The 15,471-nt window shown below is 70.7% G+C and carries 17 protein-coding genes and 1 tRNA gene; 13 read left to right on the top strand and 5 right to left on the bottom strand.

The window, feature by feature from the left end; translation table 11 throughout:
- Positions 1-5: 5 nt before the first annotated feature.
- A complete protein-coding gene (locus tag MNY60_RS03000; protein WP_242333802.1) occupies positions 6-365 on the bottom strand; it encodes a VOC family protein in 360 nt (119 codons plus the stop codon).
- A gap of 189 nt (positions 366-554) precedes the next feature.
- The gene (locus tag MNY60_RS02995) at positions 555-1,244 is read right to left on the bottom strand and encodes an NAD-dependent epimerase/dehydratase family protein (RefSeq protein ID WP_242333805.1); all 690 of its coding nucleotides are present in this window, start codon (positions 1,242-1,244) and stop codon (positions 555-557) included.
- Positions 1,245-1,477: 233 nt separating this feature from the next.
- Between MNY60_RS02995 and MNY60_RS02990 the strand changes: the two genes are divergently transcribed.
- From MNY60_RS02990 to MNY60_RS02980, 3 genes are all read left to right on the top strand, one after another.
- Complete coding sequence (locus tag MNY60_RS02990; RefSeq protein ID WP_242333808.1) at positions 1,478-3,019, top strand: S41 family peptidase; 1,542 nt, start codon at positions 1,478-1,480, stop codon at positions 3,017-3,019.
- A 5-nt stretch (positions 3,020-3,024) separates the two neighbouring features.
- Positions 3,025-3,411: a hypothetical protein gene (locus tag MNY60_RS02985; RefSeq protein ID WP_242333811.1), complete on the top strand. Its 387-nt coding sequence runs from the start codon at positions 3,025-3,027 to the stop codon at positions 3,409-3,411.
- Between the two features lie 111 nt (positions 3,412-3,522).
- Positions 3,523-4,059, top strand: coding sequence for an SRPBCC family protein (locus MNY60_RS02980; protein ID WP_242353496.1), 537 nt, complete (start codon positions 3,523-3,525; stop codon positions 4,057-4,059).
- A 79-nt stretch (positions 4,060-4,138) separates the two neighbouring features.
- Here the strand turns inward: MNY60_RS02980 and MNY60_RS02975 are convergent, their stop codons facing one another.
- Positions 4,139-5,209, bottom strand: a complete 1,071-nt coding sequence (locus MNY60_RS02975; protein WP_242333817.1) for a PAS domain-containing sensor histidine kinase — start codon at positions 5,207-5,209, stop codon at positions 4,139-4,141.
- 210 nt (positions 5,210-5,419) lie between these two features.
- Between MNY60_RS02975 and MNY60_RS02970 the strand changes: the two genes are divergently transcribed.
- The 8 genes from MNY60_RS02970 (at position 5,420) to MNY60_RS02935 (ending at position 12,515) form a co-directional block, all read left to right on the top strand.
- Entirely contained in the window at positions 5,420-6,574 is a 1,155-nt protein-coding gene (locus MNY60_RS02970; protein WP_242333820.1) for an ABC transporter substrate-binding protein, read from the top strand.
- Between the two features lie 201 nt (positions 6,575-6,775).
- A complete protein-coding gene (locus MNY60_RS02965) occupies positions 6,776-7,201 on the top strand; it encodes a DoxX family protein (protein ID WP_242333823.1) in 426 nt (141 codons plus the stop codon).
- Between the two features lie 168 nt (positions 7,202-7,369).
- Positions 7,370-7,446, top strand: a tRNA-Met gene (locus MNY60_RS02960).
- Positions 7,447-7,781: 335 nt separating this feature from the next.
- Positions 7,782-7,934, top strand: coding sequence for a hypothetical protein (locus tag MNY60_RS02955; protein ID WP_242333826.1), 153 nt, complete (start codon positions 7,782-7,784; stop codon positions 7,932-7,934).
- Between the two features lie 206 nt (positions 7,935-8,140).
- Positions 8,141-8,458, top strand: coding sequence for a hypothetical protein (locus tag MNY60_RS02950; protein ID WP_242333829.1), 318 nt, complete (start codon positions 8,141-8,143; stop codon positions 8,456-8,458).
- Positions 8,459-9,740: 1,282 nt separating this feature from the next.
- A complete protein-coding gene (locus MNY60_RS02945) occupies positions 9,741-10,403 on the top strand; it encodes a hypothetical protein (RefSeq protein ID WP_242333832.1) in 663 nt (220 codons plus the stop codon).
- Between the two features lie 153 nt (positions 10,404-10,556).
- On the top strand, positions 10,557-11,651 hold the full coding sequence (locus tag MNY60_RS02940) for a class I SAM-dependent methyltransferase (protein ID WP_242333834.1): 1,095 nt from the start codon (positions 10,557-10,559) through the stop codon (positions 11,649-11,651).
- Positions 11,652-12,026: 375 nt separating this feature from the next.
- Complete coding sequence (locus tag MNY60_RS02935; RefSeq protein ID WP_242333836.1) at positions 12,027-12,515, top strand: hypothetical protein; 489 nt, start codon at positions 12,027-12,029, stop codon at positions 12,513-12,515.
- 309 nt (positions 12,516-12,824) lie between these two features.
- Here MNY60_RS02935 and MNY60_RS02930 read toward each other — a convergent pair whose 3' ends face one another.
- Both MNY60_RS02930 and MNY60_RS02925 read right to left on the bottom strand, forming a co-directional pair.
- Complete coding sequence (locus MNY60_RS02930) at positions 12,825-13,391, bottom strand: TMEM165/GDT1 family protein (RefSeq protein ID WP_242333839.1); 567 nt, start codon at positions 13,389-13,391, stop codon at positions 12,825-12,827.
- A 300-nt stretch (positions 13,392-13,691) separates the two neighbouring features.
- Positions 13,692-14,075, bottom strand: coding sequence for a hypothetical protein (locus MNY60_RS02925; protein WP_242333842.1), 384 nt, complete (start codon positions 14,073-14,075; stop codon positions 13,692-13,694).
- Positions 14,076-14,191: 116 nt separating this feature from the next.
- Between MNY60_RS02925 and MNY60_RS02920 the strand changes: the two genes are divergently transcribed.
- Both MNY60_RS02920 and MNY60_RS02915 read left to right on the top strand, forming a co-directional pair.
- On the top strand, positions 14,192-14,689 hold the full coding sequence (locus MNY60_RS02920; RefSeq protein ID WP_242353492.1) for a hypothetical protein: 498 nt from the start codon (positions 14,192-14,194) through the stop codon (positions 14,687-14,689).
- A gap of 111 nt (positions 14,690-14,800) precedes the next feature.
- Positions 14,801-15,214 carry a DUF1801 domain-containing protein gene (locus MNY60_RS02915; RefSeq protein ID WP_242333917.1) on the top strand — a complete coding sequence of 138 codons (414 nt, stop codon included), beginning with the start codon at positions 14,801-14,803 and terminating at the stop codon, positions 15,212-15,214.
- The last annotated feature ends 257 nt before the right edge of the window (positions 15,215-15,471 follow it).

Genomic DNA, 15,471 nt, shown 5'->3' with positions numbered 1-15,471 from the left:
GTCCTCTACTTCGACTTCCACAGGCCCAGGGCGGCGCCGGTCGGATCGACGATCAGGCTGAACCAGCCGGCGCCGGGCACCTCGGTGACGTCCTTCAGGATGGTGGCGCCGAGCGACTGAGCCTTCTTCGTCGCCGCGGCGACGTCGTCCACGAGGACGTAGGCGAGCCAGGACGAGGGCGCCCCGGGCATCGGGTGCTTCATGAGCCCGCCGCCCGTCCCCTCACCCACGTTGATCATCGTGTACGACCCACCGTGTCCCATCGGGACGTCTTCCAGCTTCCAGTCGAACAGCCTGCCGTAGAACGCCTTCGCCTTCTCGGGATCGGTCGTGTTCAGCTCGACGTGTACGAACGGGTTTCCCATCGCGGTGTCCTCCTCTCCGGCGCCTTGTATGTGCGGTGGCGCGATCACGCCGACGCTTCGCGGGGCCTGCCTCGTGAAGCCGGGCCCATCGCGCGCGGCGACGGTGCGCGAGCGGCGATGCCGGCGCCGGGAGGACCGCGCGCCGTCGGAGCGTCCGGTCCACGAGCGGCGCGGCGCCCACGCCCCCGCTCAGCGCGTCGAGGGAGACGCCGCTCCGCGCGCGAGCGCGTTGATGTCGCGGGTCTCGAGCACCGGGCTCTTCGCCCCGCCCTTCGCGACGGCGAGCATCGCCCGCCCGAGCCGCTCCGTGGTCGTCACGAGGTCCGGGAAGAGCGCGTTCATCACCGGGAAGAGCGGCGACAGCAGCGGGTAGAGCGCACGGTAGAGCCTCGTCCGCGAGGTGATGCCGTGCAGCGCCTGGATGAAGCCCGGCCGGAACATGTACGCCGACGCGAACGGGAGCCGCAGCAGCGCGTTCTCGGTCTCCCCCTTCACCCGCGCCCACATCGACCGCCCGCGCTCGGTGCTGTCCGTCCCCGCCCCCGAAACGTAGACGAACGTCATGCGGGGATTGCACGCCACGAGCGTCCGCGCGACCGCGAGGGTGAGCTCCTTGGTGACGCGCCGGTAGTCGCGCTCCGACATCCCCGCCGACGACACGCCGAGACAGAAGAAGCAGGCGTCGCAGGCGGCGAGCTCGCCCTCGAGACCGGAGAGATCCGAAGGATCCGCCCGGACGACCTCGCGGAGCTTCGCGTCACGCCGACCGGTCGGGCTGCGCCCGATCGCGAGGACGCGCTCGACGTCGGGATCGCGCAGGCACTCCCGGAGCGCACCCTGCCCTACCATCCCGGTCGCCCCGAAGAGAACGATCTTCACGTTGCCCCCTCGTCGCCGGGCCGTCCGCCGACCCGTTCCGGTGGGATGGTACACCCGCGAAGAGATGGCCGACGGCGCGTGGCGCGTGAGGAGTTGCGCGCCCCCGTCACGAGCGCAGCAGAGGGCGGGCAGGACCCACGGTACGTGGAATCCGGTGGGGTCACCTCGCTTGCGGGCTCCGCACGCTCCGTGCAAGCATTCCGCCGCTCGAGCACCTCCGGAGGAGACCTCCCATGCCCAGCTCCCTGGCCCGCGCGCCGCGCCTCCCTGCTCTCCTGCCGATCGCGATTGCGATCCTCGCGGCGACCGCGGCGTGCCACTCGTCCGGCGATGGCGCCTCGCTTCCGCCCTCCACGGAGTTCGCGGCGCGATGTGCCGCGCCGCGAGCCGGAATCGACCCCTCCACCGGCGCGCCGTACGCCGACCGGCAGGGGACGCTCGCCGACGAGAAGGCCTGGCTCCGCTCCTGGATCGACGAGCTCTACCTCTGGTACCGCGAGGTCCCGGACGCGGATCCCGCGCACTACGCGACGGCCGTGAGCTACTTCGACGTGCTGAAGACGCCCGCGTTGACCGAGTCGGGGCGCCCGAAGGACCGGTTCCACTTCACCTATCCGACCGACGCCTGGGTGGCGCTCTCCCAGTCCGGCGTGGAGGCGGGTTACGGCGTGCAGTGGGTGGTCCTGGCGCCCGCCCCGCCGCGCCGGATCGTGGCCGCGTACGTGGAGCCGGGCTCGCCCGCCGCGCTGGCCGGCATCGCGCGCGGCGCCGAGGTCCTCGATGTGGACGGCGTGGATCTCGTCAACGGCAGCGACGTCGCCACGCTGAACGCCGGCCTGTTCCCGGCGGCGGCGGGCGAGACCCACAGCCTGACGTTCGCCGACGCGCTCGGCACGCGCACGGTGTGGATCACCTCGGCGAACGTCGAGAGCGCGCCCGTCCCCACCACCCTCACGATCCCGACCAGCGGCGGCACCGTCGGGTACGTCCTCTTCAACGACCACTTCGCGACCGCCGAGTCGCAGCTCGTCGCGGCGATCGAGCAGCTCCGGGGCGCGGGGGTGGCCGATCTCGTGCTCGACCTCCGGTACAACGGCGGCGGCTATCTCGCCATCGCGAGCGAGCTCGCCTACATGATCGCGGGTCCCACCGCGACGTCCGGAAAGGCGTTCGAGCGCCTCGTGTTCAACGACAAGATCGCCACGCGGGATCCGGCCACGGGGCTGCCGTTCCCCCCCATGCCGTTCCTCGACGCGACGCAGGGCTTCTCGAGCGCGCCTGGCGCCGCCCTGCCCTTCCTCGGGCTCGACCGCGTCTTCGTCCTCACCGGCTCGGGGACGTGCTCGGCGAGCGAGTCCATCATCAACGGCCTCCGCGGCATCGGCGTGAGCGTGATCCAGATCGGCGCCACGACCTGCGGCAAGCCGTACAGCTTCTCGCCGCAGGACAACTGCGGCACGACCTACTTCGCCATCCAGGTCCAGGGCGTGAACGACCAGGGCTTCGGGAGCTACGGCGACGGCTTCGTGCCGGGCGGGAGCGGCGGCGCAGGCGTGCCCGGCTGCGCGGTGTCGGACGACTTCGACCACGCGCTCGGCGACGCCCGCGAGGGTCGCCTCGCGGCGGCGCTCGCGTACCGCGCGACCGGGAGCTGCCCGCTGACGGCGGCTGCGACGACGGCCGCGGCGCGGGCGCTCGTGTCGCAGGAAGCGCTCGCGGGCGAGGGCGAGGTGGTCAAGTCGCCCTGGCGCCAGAACCGGATCGTGACGAGGTGAGCGCGATGCGCGCCCTGACGACTCTCCTCGTGCTCGCGCCCGCGCTCCTCGCGGCCGGCTGCCGGACGGTGCGCTCCGAGCCCCACGAGGTGCCGGCCGTGATCGTCGAGCCGACCCCCGCGAGCCGCGCCGCGCTCGCCGCGGCCGTGAGCGCCGCCCTCCACGGTGCGCCGGTCACGCTCGCGGACGACGCGCTCACGCGGTCGAGCGCCCTCAGCGTCGAGCGAGCGCCGTTGCGCGATCCCTGCGGCCTGCCGGTCTCCGGACGCGAGCTCGGGATGCCCGAACGGTTTCGCCTCGTGATGCGCGGCGACGCGTGCCTGCTCGTGCACGAGGGCACCGGGCAGGCGGTGACGCTCGACTCGACGCGGTGCGTGCCGAGCGGGGACTGACGTTCGCTTCCCGCGCTCCCGCCGTTACGTCTCGAGCGGCGCGAGCGTGGCTCCCTCGCGCAGCCGGGCTCGCTCCGAGGGCGCGCCGCCGAGCGCGCGGGAGGCGTGACGATGCCGAGACGGATGTTCCCGCGCGCGAACGGCGCGCGCTCCGAGCGGCCCGCCGAGGGCGACCCCGAGCTCGGGTCCGGGCGCTCGGGCTCGCCGGTGCGGGTCACGATCTCGACGCACATCGACGCTGCAGCCGAGCAGGTGCTCGCGCTGTACGCGGACCCCGCCCGCTGGCCGACGATCTTCCCGGCGACCATCGTGGCGGCGCGCGTGGTGCGCGCCGAGGGCGGGGAGCTAGTCGTGGAGGTTCAGCACCGGCGCGAGGGCAAGGTGCCGAACCGGCTCCGCCAGGTCTCCCCCACCTGCCTCGCGCTCGAGGAGTCCAAGCGCCGCTACGACGCGACCTTCGTGAGCGAGTTCATCCCCGAGCCAGGCGGGATGCGCTACACGCTCCACGGAGCGGTGCGGATGAAGGGCGCCTACCGCCTCCTCTCCCCGTTCCTGCGGCCCGTCATGCGCGCGCAGATGCGCCGCTACGCGGTCGAGCCGCTCCGCGCCGCGGCCGAGCAGGAGGCGAGCGCCGCTCGCAGGAGCTGACGTTCGTCGGATCGCCCGGAGCCGCTCGATGGTCCGAGCGCGGCGCGGCGCACCCGACCCGGGCGCCGCGCAACCGCGCTCACGATCGCGGCAGCCGGAGCGTGAAGCGGGTCCCCTGCGCGTCGGACTCCGCGGTGAGCGCGCCGCGGTGCGCCTCGGCGATCGACCGCGCGATGTACAGGCCGAGCCCGAGGCCGGAGCGGTGCTCGCGGTCGGGCTGGTGGAACGGCTCGAACAGGCGCGGGAGCGTCTCGGGCGCGATCGGCGGACCGCGGTTCGCGTTCGCCACCACCAGGACGGCGTCGCCGCCGTCCGAGCGGAGCGTCACGCGCGCCGGGGGCGCGCCGTGCTCGATCGCGTTCGCCACGAGGTTGTGGACGAGCTGCTCGAGCCGGTCGCGATCCCAGAAGCCCGTGCACGCCGGACCGAGCGCGAGCTCGAGCGTCGCCGGCGTGTCGGAGACCGCGGCGTCGGTGGCGACCTCCTCGCACACCTCGCGGAGGTCGAACGAGCTCGGGTGGAGCGCCATCGTCCCCGACCGGCTCCGCGCGAAGTCGAGGAGCTGCGAGATGAGGCGTGTCATCCGGCTCACGCTCCGCACGGTCCGAGCGGCGATCCGCTGGACGTCGGGCTGCAGCGCCGCGGACGAGCGGAGGAGGAGATCGGCGCCGGTCCGGATGACGCCGAGGGGGCCGCGCAGGTCGTGGCCCAGCGCGGCGAGGAAGAGGTCGCGGTCCTGCTCGGCGCGCTGGAGCGCCTCGAGCGCGCGCTCGACGTTCACCTGGTCCGTGACCTTCAGCGTGAACGCGACCCCTCCGACGACCTTGCCGTCGTCCGCGATCACCGGCGTGAAGCCCCAGCGGTAATGAACGGTCTCCTCGCCCTCCCGGTGCGTGTAGTCCTGCCACTCGACCGGTCGGCCCGAGCGAAGGCGCTCCAGCTGCTCCCGCTCGGCAGCCACGCTCTCGGGCGTACCCCACACCTCGCTGGCCGTCTTCCCGACGACCTCCGAGGGCGAGCGGCGAGTCTGACGGCACCACTCCGCGTTCACCGCGCGGTGTCGCCCGTCCCGGTCGAGGATGGCGATCCCCACGGGGGCGTTTTGCAGGAGGGCGCGGACGAGCGGTGTGTCGAGGTCCAGGGAGGCCACCGCATGAGTCCTAAGGCCCGGCGGCCCCGCATGCATCGCCCCCGGGCGCTCTCGTGCCCGAGCGGGCAGCGAGGAGGCGGGAGCGAACCGTGGGTGGCCGGCAGCCTCCACGCAGATCCCGCGCGGGGCCCTCCTCGCGAGTGGGGCGGCGCGCGCGCACGGTCCGTCGCATGACTCCTGGTCGGTCTCTCTCTCTGGAGGTTCCTCGTGATGACGAAGCGTGTCGTTCCGCTCCTCGCAGCGCTCACCGCCGCCGCGCCCGCGGCGGCCGCGAACTCGGTGACGCTCGGGTTCGTGAACTCCGTGACCGGGCCTGAGGCACCCATCGGCGAGGCGCTCACGAACGGCGCCGACCTCGCGATCTCCGACCTCAAGGCGAAGGGCATCGACGTGAAGGCCATCCGCCAGGACGACACGGGGAAGCCTCAGGTCGCGATGAGCGCGACCGAGCAGCTCGTGTCCGGCGACGAGGTGCCCGCCATCGTCGGCCCGTACTCGTCGGCGCCCGCGAACGCGATGGCGAAGCTCGCGCAGCAGTACAAGGTTCCGCTCCTCATCCCGGTGGCGTCCAAGGAGGACATCACGCGGCAGGGGTACGACTGGGTGTTCCGGCTCTGCGCCCCCGCGCACGAGTACGCGGAGACGCTCCTCGACGCGGTCCTCGCGGCCGGGAAGCCCAAGACGATCGCCTTCATCTACGAGTCGACCGACTTCGGCACGTCCGTGAGCACGCTCGGCAAGGACCTGGCGCAGAAGAAGGGGCTCAAGGTCGTGGCGGACGAGGCCTACCAGAAGGGCGCGCCCGACTACCGCTCCACGCTCACGAAGATCAGGGCGCAGAACCCGGACCTCGTCTTCATGGTCTCGTACGTGGCCGACGCCATCCTGCTCATGCGCCAGTCGCGCGAGGTGGGCCTGAAGCCCCAGGCGTTCCTCGGCGGCGGCGCCGGGTTCGACACCGCGCAGTTCGAGAGCGAGAAGGACATCTCGACGAACGTGTTCTCCGTGACGCAGTGGACGCCGGACACCGGCTGGCCGGGGGCCGCCGACTTCGCGAAGCGCTACGAGGCGCGGTTCAAGAAGCGGCCGACCTACCACGCGGCGACCGCGTACGCAGCGATGACCATCATGGCGGAGACCGTCGCGAAGGTCGGACCCGACCGGAAGAAGATCCGCGACGCCCTCGCGACGGGCACCTGGTCGAGCATCATGGGCGACGTGAAGTTCCAGACGTACGAGGGCTTCACGAACCAGAACCAGCACAAGATGCCGGTCATCCAGTACCAGGGCGGCAAGGCCGTCACGGTCTACCCGCCGCAGATCGCGAAGGCGAAGCCGGTCTACCCGTTCCCGGGCTGGAAGTGAGGCGGCGCCCCGGCGCGTGAGCTCCGTCGTTCGCGGCGCCGTCGCCTCGCGCGCACGGCGCCGCGGACCGGAGGCTCCACCTTTCGCCGCCCGGGCGTGATCCTCTCGATGCGGCTCATCGAGAGGCGCCGGCGGCCCGTGTCGATCTTCAGGCCTCGCGTTCGTCGCGAGGGTGAACCTCGGTGAGCCGCGGAGGACCCCTTGAACGTTCCCGGTCCGGACACGCGCTGGCGATCCTGGACGCCGCAGTTGCTCAGCGTCCTCAGGATCGTCACCGCCTTTCTCTTCATTCAGGTGGGGACGGCCAAGCTGTTCGCGTTCCCGGGCGCCATCATGCCGGAGGGGGGAACGGCGCCGGTCGCGTCGCTGGCGGGCATCGCCGGCGTGCTGGAGACGTTCGGCGGCCTCCTGCTGCTCGTCGGGCTCTACACCCGGCCCGTCGCGTTCCTGCTCTCCGGTGAGATGGCGGTCGCGTACTTCTACGCGCACGCCCCGCAGGGCTTCTGGCCGGTGCTCAACCAGGGCGCGCCCGCAGCCCTGTATGCGTTCCTGTTCCTGTACCTCTCCGCGGCCGGCGGCGGACCCTGGAGCCTCGACGCGTTTCGCCGCCGCGAAGGGAAGGCCTAGCGAGATCATCGCGCCGCCCGCAGGGCTCGACGAGAGAGCGCCCGCTGCGGGCGCCCGCTCTCTCCGCCGCAGCCGCGGGCGCAGCGCCGCGAGCACGCCGCTCGAAAACTCTTGACCCCACCCCGGTTCGCCAGTAGAAACGCGCCTCGTTTCGACCTTCCCAACTGACGCGGGGTGGAGCAGCCAGGTAGCTCGTCGGGCTCATAACCCGAAGGTCGCAGGTTCAAATCCTGCCCCCGCAACCAACCGAACGCCGGTCCAGCTCACTGGGCCGGCGTTCTCGTTTTGGGACGCGCGGCGGCGCTCGCGCAGGCGCTCCCGGGACCCGGCGACGGACTCGCGCGTGCTCGCCGTCTGCGGCACCGGCGCGCTGCTCGTCGCGGCGATCGGGCTGAACCTCGTGCTCGCGGGGATCGGCGTCGAGGACCGGCGCCGGTCGGGGCGATGCTGCCCGCACTGGTGATCGCTCCGTTACTGCAGGTCGTGCTCGCCGGCGGGTGACGGTCGGTCCAACACGGGCAAGATCATCATCGCGTCCGATGCCCTGTACACGGCGACGAAGTACGGCCCTCCCCTCCGCATGCCGGGGATCGTCTACGACACGCTTGGTTACGTCCGTACCGCGAAGCGACTCAGGGAGCTGGCCAACCGCGAGAAGGCGACGATCTGGTTCGGCCACGGGAAGGCCCAGTTTGCGACGCTGATGAAGTCGCACCAGGGCTTCTACGACTGAACACGCGCCAGCTGTCGCCGTCGCGGTGCAGTCGGGGAACACCGAGCGAGCTGACAGTTCCCGATGTGCGCGCGTACGCACCCGCCGCGACGCCGATTCGCATCGCGAGGGGAATGGCCGAGCGCACTCCGCGTTGCAAGCTGGGCAGGCGTCGCGCCGAGCCGAAGAGACGCGACCTTCAACCCCCATCCTCGAGGAGTCCACACGTGACCAAGACGATCTCGGCGGCTGCGCTTCTGACGATGATCTCGCTCGGATCCCCCGCTCTCGCCCAGGAGCCGGCCAAGGCGGAGGCGCCGGCCGCCGCGCCTGCGCAGGCGGAACCCGGCGCCGTCCAGCCCGACGCCGCTCAGCCCGGCGAAGCCGCGCGCGCCGACGCCGCGCCGGACGTGAAGCCTGCGGAGGCAGCCCCGGTCGCGCCCGCGAAGGAGGCGAAGCCGGCGAAGACGACGAACCAGTCGAAGAAGAAGGCCCCGAAGAAGGCCCAGGCCAAGCCGGCCGAGGCGGTCCCGTCGGCGAAGTAGTCGCGGACACGCATCGTGGCGGGGCGGTGCAGCGGCTGCCGATTGCAGCACCGCGACCATCCAGGCGCCGGCCCAGTTCGCTGGGCCGGCGTTCTTCTTTTGGGCGACGTCGTACTCGATTCAGTCGCGAGACTCGAGCTCGTCGGCGCGCGAGAGCTCTCCGCGGTCGCGCGCACATCGGGCGCGTCGCGACACGATTGGATGTCAGCGCGCCGTGTCCGCCGGCGACGGACGTGTTGCCCTGAAACGCCGCGCTCGTCGCTCCAGCTCGCGCTTGCCGAGCGGGTGACGGACGGTCGCTCCCGCCGCCGTATCACCCGACTCGCGCGAGCGACGCGGCGGGCAGCCGGGGTAAGCGTGTGGCACTTGAAATCGTCCTCGGACCGGCGTGGCGCGCGGGCTCACTCGGGAAGGACATCGAGCTGACCACATACCAAGGTCGCGTTACGTTCCGTTCGATCGGTGCTGACAGCGATGCGCTTCTCCAGACACTTGACGAGCTCTACGGCACGAACTTGAGCCTGTCTTCCTCCGGAGCGGGCACCGACGGGCGCTCATCGCTCTCGCGCGAAGGTCGCGCCGATTCGCAGGCGCCGATATCAAGGGAAACCCCATCTCCCCCGCAGGTGTGGCGCGCGCGCTGCGACTGCCGCTGCCGGGTCATTTCGGCGCCGCAGCCGCTGGCCACCTTGCGTGCCCTCACCCGGAGGGCGGCTCGAAAGCGAGGTCAGCCCGCCGGTTCGGGCAGCGCCGCGTCGGCTCGCAACCGCCAGCGTCCAGCCGTGCCGCGTTTCCGGACCACGAGATGGCGTTCGGTAGGCGTTGGCCGGGGACTCCGCCTGCCTGGACGATGACCTGTTCGGCCCGCGTGACTTCCCGCGACGAATGCCGCGTCTGGCATTTTTGAAATTGAAGACGGTCGCGGCTGCGCATTGGCCGCCCCTATGGCGCGCGCGAACTTCGCCGCTCCCCGACGCCAGCGTGACCGCGGGCGGGGCCGCTCCAGGAGCTTCACACAGCGAAGAACTCTGCTGAGCGAGGCCTTACTCGTCCTCGATGGCTTCGGGGTTTTGCTCCGAGCTCCGGGGTTGGCCCGGAGGCGCGGGAGGGCACCGGGTTTCCGGGGCGCGCCCTGCGGTGGTGGCGTATCATCGCGTCACGTGGTGTGAACGCGCGGCTCCGCTCGCCCGAGGGCCGCGCCCGTTTACGAAGGGGACACGGCATGAACGGGATGAGGGTCGCTCGCGCTCTCCGCGCTCGCACGCACGGGCCAGAATCCAGGATGAGCCGCGCCCTGTCACTGTCGATCCTGCTCGCGCTCGTGCTCGGCTGCGCGGAGCCCCCTCGCAGCGAGGCGACGGTCCCGGCGGTGTGCGCTCCGCAGGCGAGCCTGAGCTGCGTCGACGACCACCTTTACGACGTCGATTCCTGCGGGAAGGTGGATGCCGCGCCGGCGTCGACGTGCATCTGCCCCTGCGCTCAAGGCGGGACCGGGTGCCCGCGATGGATCGAGCCGGCACTCCTCACGCCCTGGGCGTCGTGCAACGTCGCCACGTCGTGCCTGCACGTGGAGGACGTGCACTGCGGCGAGCTCTCCGGCGAGTGGGTGCACGGGTATCGTATGGTGAACGTCTGCGACTTCCCGATCCGGTGTTACGCGTACCAGCGGACCGACACGACGATGAGGATGCTCGACGGCGGGCTCCTGGAAGAGGTCTGGAGGCAGTACTCCGGTCCGCCGTGGGTGCCGGAGCTCGATCCCGGGCAGCAGGAGTTCGGGCTGCGGTTCAGCTTCGCCACCGAGGAAGCGTGCCGAACTGTGTGGGACGCTCCGACGGTGACGGAGCTCAGCTACCACGTGTGCGTGCGGGCCGACGATCCGGTCGCGACGTGCCTGCCGGACCTCAGCGATCCCCTCGTCGACCTCTCGCCGGTCTGCCCGTAGGCCCAAACGCGAACGGCGCAGCGACGTGGCCCCCGGGTCAAGCCTGGTTGGCTTCGATATGGCGTCCGAGGCGGCGCTCGACCGACCTCCTGCCGGCACCGTCATGGCTGTGGCGTTGCGCCGCGCCTAGATCCCGCGGCTAGGAGGGCGGCCATGGAGCAGCAGCATGCGGCATCCACGCGGGCCACACCGGACCCGCAGGCGGTGGAGGCGTTCGGGAGCCGACTCGTCGCCATGCTCGACGACGCCGGGACGGCGCTCATGACCTCGATCGGCCACCGCACGGGGCTCTTCGACGCGATGGCGCGCCTGCCGCCCGCGACGAGCGAGGAGCTCGCGCGCGAGGCGCGGCTGGACGAGCGGTACGTTCGCGAGTGGCTCGGCGCGATGACGACGGCGAGGATGGTCGAGTACGAGCCGCGAGGCGGACGGTACCGCCTGCCCGCCGCGCACGCGGCGCTCCTCACGCGCGCCGCCACGCCCAACAACGTCGCGGTCTACGCCCAGTACGTGGCGCTGCTCGGGTCCGTCGAGGACAGGATCGTCGAATGCTTCCGCAGAGGGAGCGGCGTCCCGTACTCCGCGTTCGACCGCTTCCACGAGGTGATGGCGGAGGACAGCGGGCAGAGCGTCGTGGGCGCGATCGAAGCGATCGTCGCCCTCGTGCCCGGGCTCGAGGAGGACCTGCGGAGCGGGATCTCCGTCCTCGACGTGGGCTGCGGCTCAGGGCGGGCGCTCGTCGCGCTCGCGCGGGCGTACCCGCGGAGCCGGTTCACGGGGCACGACTTCTCAGAGGAGGCGATCCGCGCTGCGCGCGCAGCCGCCGCCGAGCAGGGGCTCACCAACGTCGCGTTCGAGGTGCGGGACGCCGCCGGGGCGGTCGGCGACGAGCGGTACGAGCTCGTCACCGCGTTCGACGCGATCCACGACCAGGCCGATCCCGCCGGCGCACTGCGCGCGATCCAGCGGCGTCTCGCGCCGGACGGGATCTTCCTGATGCAGGACATCCGCGCGTCGAGCGCCCTCGAGCGGAACGTCGATCACCCGCTCGCGCCGTTCCTCTATGCCGTGTCGGTCATGCACTGCATGACCGTCTCGCTCGCGCAGGGCGGGGCCGGGCTCGGGACGATGTGGGGCGAGGAGCGCGCCCGGGCGATGCTTGCGGATGCCGGCTTCGGCGAGGTGTCGGTCCACACGCTGCCGCACGACATCCAGAACTGTTTCTTCGTGGTGCACGCGGCTGGGTGACGGACGCGCCCAAGGGTTCAGTCGTCAAAAGTGGGAAGTGGAAGGTCTTGACCCTCGGTCGACTCGCATCGAGCAGTGTAGGGGGCCTAACCAGCCGACCGCCTGAACCCGACCCGCGCGAACGTCTTCCAACTCGTCGAACACCGGGCGGTCCTTCGCTCTCCGACCTCCTCGTATACGGGTGGGCTCGTAAGTAGCCCGCGCGCCACGACGAGGCGCTTCACGAGGGCCCGCCGGTGCCTAGCGGATGAGCCGGCGAGGTCTCGCTACCAGCACGGACAGGCGTACAAGGCACGGTGCCGCAACCCCAGATGATCGATACCCCGCTGCGACGGAGCCGCGCGTAATTCGTAGGGCCAAACGCGGAGGTGACCGATGAGGCGCGTGATCTGGGCGATGGGGGCTGCGCTCCTGCTCGTTGCTTGCGGACAGGAGGTGGCGCAGGAACAGGGCGTGGGGCTGGATCAGCAATCAGAAGCGCTGACGGTCGAGCCGGCCGGTATCGCAACGAATCCGCATTGCGCGAAGGTGGGTCACATCTACTGGTGCTACGACCCGGACTACAGCACCGCCTCAACGGTCGGGTGCACGGACATGTGTGCATCGATCGGACAGCGCCTGATGCGCAATGACTCGAAGTGGTTCAACGCGCAAAACTCGTTGGCTGAATGCAACGCGATTGCGACCGCTCTCGGGCTCACGACGGACGTCGCCAATTCCTACAGCAGCTATGCGTACGCATGCGCCGAGTACCTCCCTACGCTGGGCGCCCGGATGCTGCAGTGCTCTTCGGATTCGACCTGCCCGGACAGCGTGAAGACCGCTCACGACGGCGGCCAGGGGCTGGTCTGTCCTTGCCATTGACGGGTCTCGTCACGACGGAACACCGTGTGTTGCACTCGCGGCGCAACCTCGTGCTGCGGGTGCAGCCGCTGCCGGCCCAAACGGCCCGCCTCGCGTTCGACGCCGAGCACCTGTGATTGCGCGCCACCTGAGCCCACGACAGGCCCTGCTCGGGCAGCCGCTGGACGTGGATGCGCGCCAGACGCAAGTGGCGGTTGCGTCATCATCGGCCTCAAGAACAAGCTCCGCACGCGTGGCGTGCAGGCGGCTCCAGACGACGGCCGCCGATTCGACGGCCCCTCGGCGAGGAGGGAGGGCGCGTGCGTCGAGTCACGCGCCCTGGGTCGCCGTCCACGCGGAGGCGGCGCCGAACGCGAAGAACAGGCCGGCGGCTCCGATTCGGATCCACCTCATGGGCGCGCGCTCCGCGAGCCGCTCTCCGAGGAACACGGCGAGACCGTCCGACGCGAGCATCCCGAGCGTCGTGCCCGTGGTGACGAGCAGGACTGACCCGAACCGCGCGGCCAGGGCGACGGTCGCGAGCTGCGTCTTGTCCCCCATCTCCGCGAGGAAGAACAGGAACGTCGTCGTGAGAAACGGGCCGAAGCGATCCGGCCGCGCGTTCTCCTCGAGCGTGTCCGGCTTCAAGGTCCAGAGCCCGAACGCGATGAACGTCGCTGCGAGGATCCCCGCCATGACCCGCGGCGGGACGTGCGCCGACGCCCACGTCCCCACGGTCGACGCGAGCGCGTGGTTGAGGAGGGTCGCCGCGAGGATCCCGCCCATCACGACCCACGGCCGGCGGTACTTGGTCGCGAGCGAAAACGCGAGGAGCTGAGTCTTGTCGCCCATCTCGCTGATGGCGACCAGGAAGAAGGAGCTGACGATCGCTTCCAAGTACGACTCCCGGCGGGCGTGCCCGCGTAAAGTGGCTGGCCGGGGTCGGATGCGGCGGACGAACGACCTCGGCCAGGGTGTGGTTACCCCGTCCGAAGGTCTCGTTCGTCTCGCGCGTGGCGAGGTGGGGGACCGGCCCGAAGGCGGTGTGTCGATCACCCCTCCGCCGCTCGTGCGGCGGGAACTACTCCCCTTGCGACCGCGGAACGTAACAGCGGTCGGGGCGTGACGGCAACCGCTTCGTTCCGACGCTCCCGGATGAAGTCGCGTCGCTCATCAGGCCTGGTGCGGAACGCCCGATCATCCAACCAGCGGCTGGGTCGCGTTCCGCGCGTGGCTCCGGAGCGCTGCGGCGGTCCAGAGCGCGCCGGCGAAGTCGATCACGCCGACCAGGATGAGGATCGGCTTGGCGAGCCCGGCGAGTACGAACGCGACCAGGAAGACGAGCACCGCCATGCGCGCGTGAACGGTGAGCCGCGCATGGGGGAGGAACTCCTCGCGCCCGAGCCGGACATTGAAGTAGGCGATGACGAGCACCAGCACCCCGACGACGCGGATCCAGACCTCCTCGGTTGGCGGCAGGCCGAAGATCCCGAGCAGGACGTTCGGAATGAGGACGAGCCCAATTCCGAAGCCCGCGAGATACCAGCCGAAGACGATGAGTGAACGAGCGACTCCGGACATGTACGCCTCCCATGGACGAACACGACACGCTAGCAGGAGAGCGCACGATGTGCCGCATCGGGGCGGATCGAGCAGGACTCCGGGCGCCAGCACCGACTCGACCGCGAGCCTGGAAGATGGTCCGCAGTGGGTCTGGAAGTTTCCTGGCTGGTGACCTCGCCGCCGCGAAGGCGACGTGTGAAGCCTGGCTCAAGGCCGTCGAAGGCCACACGCGAGCCGAAGGTCACAAATGCCTCGCGAACGTCGAGGTCGGGCTCGCAGCGCGCGCGGCCGGTGACGCGAAGGCGGATGGCCGGGGCGGCGCGGACCAGGAGCTCGCGGGCTTCCGTCGCGCCGTGAAGCACCTCGACGCGGCCATCGAGCTCGCGCCCGGCGACCTGAGCATCCATCAAGGGAGGCTCCACCTGCTCCGGATGGCGGGGCTGATGGCAGAGATGACGACCGCGCTGGAGGACAGCATCCGGCGTCATCCGGGATCGGATTGGCTCGGCGTGGAAAGCCTATCCGCGCGAGTACTACCAGAGCGTGGCGACCGCAAGCGCGCGTGCGAGCTCCAGCGGAAGGCGTCGTGTCCGTCGCAGACGGCGTGCGTGGTGTTGCCGGCGAGTCGCTGACGCGGAGGCGCCCGCAAAGATGTCGTGTCTCACGACGTCGCCCATTATGAGGAGGCGTTCATCCGGCCGCTCCACGGGCAACGCGGCCTGTCGCGAACGAAGGGCGGGACGATGAAGAGTCATTCACAGGCAGCAGGCGAGGCGGCCTCGAGACTCATCAGCGAAAGGATCGCCGAGCTGGGTGACTGGAGAGGCGATACGCTTGCGAGGATGCGTGCCCTCATCAGGGAGGCCGACCCTGAGGTCGTGGAAGAGTGGAAGTGGATGGGGACCCCGGTGTGGTCCCATGACGGGGGCATCTGCACGGGAGAGTCGTACAAGTCGACGGTGAAGCTGACCTTCTTCAAGGGCGCTTCGTTGAAAGATCCTGCCAAGCTCTTCAACTCGAGCCTCGACGGGAACGCAAGGCGCGCCATCGACATTCACGAGGGTGAGGAGGTCGACGCGAATGCGTTCAAGGCGCTCATCCGCGCGGCCGTCGCTCTCAATGGTTCTGGCGGAAAGAAGTCCCCCCGACGCAAGTGAGCATCTCGGGGAGTCCCACCCTGAACAGGTCCGGTGTCGGGCCCGGCAGAAGAAGCTCGCGGAGCTCCTCCAGCCAGCGAGTCCAGCTCGCGCACGACAACGGTTGGCGGCGTCGCCGGCGACGGGTTATCAAGTGCGACCCGCGCCACGAATCCCTCAGAGAAGGTCACCTCGCGCCCCCGCACCCCCTCTCGATCGGCACGGTCACGTCGCTGGCCGGGCAGCCGCTCTCGCGCCTCGGAACGTGCTCGCCCCTG

The organism is Anaeromyxobacter sp. SG17 (assembly GCF_022690695.1).
Taxonomy (GTDB): Bacteria; Myxococcota; Myxococcia; order Myxococcales; family Anaeromyxobacteraceae; genus Anaeromyxobacter; species Anaeromyxobacter soli.
This window is presented reverse-complemented; position numbering and strand designations above follow the sequence as displayed.

What these genes read in the sequence shown, in the direction of transcription:
- MNY60_RS02980 (WP_242353496.1), top strand. Translation starts at nt 3,523, where the DNA reads ATGCCGAGACGGATGTTCCCGCGCGCGAACGGCGCGCGCTCCGAGCGG.
- MNY60_RS02945 (WP_242333832.1), top strand. Translation starts at nt 9,741, where the DNA reads ATGAGCCGCGCCCTGTCACTGTCGATCCTGCTCGCGCTCGTGCTCGGC.
- MNY60_RS02940 (WP_242333834.1), top strand. Translation starts at nt 10,557, where the DNA reads ATGGAGCAGCAGCATGCGGCATCCACGCGGGCCACACCGGACCCGCAG.
- MNY60_RS02920 (WP_242353492.1), top strand. Translation starts at nt 14,192, where the DNA reads ATGGTCCGCAGTGGGTCTGGAAGTTTCCTGGCTGGTGACCTCGCCGCC.
- MNY60_RS02925 (WP_242333842.1), bottom strand. Translation starts at nt 14,075, where the DNA reads ATGTCCGGAGTCGCTCGTTCACTCATCGTCTTCGGCTGGTATCTCGCG.
- MNY60_RS02935 (WP_242333836.1), top strand. Translation starts at nt 12,027, where the DNA reads ATGAGGCGCGTGATCTGGGCGATGGGGGCTGCGCTCCTGCTCGTTGCT.
- MNY60_RS03000 (WP_242333802.1), bottom strand. Translation starts at nt 365, where the DNA reads ATGGGAAACCCGTTCGTACACGTCGAGCTGAACACGACCGATCCCGAG.
- MNY60_RS02955 (WP_242333826.1), top strand. Translation starts at nt 7,782, where the DNA reads ATGCCGGGGATCGTCTACGACACGCTTGGTTACGTCCGTACCGCGAAG.
- MNY60_RS02990 (WP_242333808.1), top strand. Translation starts at nt 1,478, where the DNA reads ATGCCCAGCTCCCTGGCCCGCGCGCCGCGCCTCCCTGCTCTCCTGCCG.
- MNY60_RS02970 (WP_242333820.1), top strand. Translation starts at nt 5,420, where the DNA reads ATGACGAAGCGTGTCGTTCCGCTCCTCGCAGCGCTCACCGCCGCCGCG.
- MNY60_RS02915 (WP_242333917.1), top strand. Translation starts at nt 14,801, where the DNA reads ATGAAGAGTCATTCACAGGCAGCAGGCGAGGCGGCCTCGAGACTCATC.
- MNY60_RS02985 (WP_242333811.1), top strand. Translation starts at nt 3,025, where the DNA reads ATGCGCGCCCTGACGACTCTCCTCGTGCTCGCGCCCGCGCTCCTCGCG.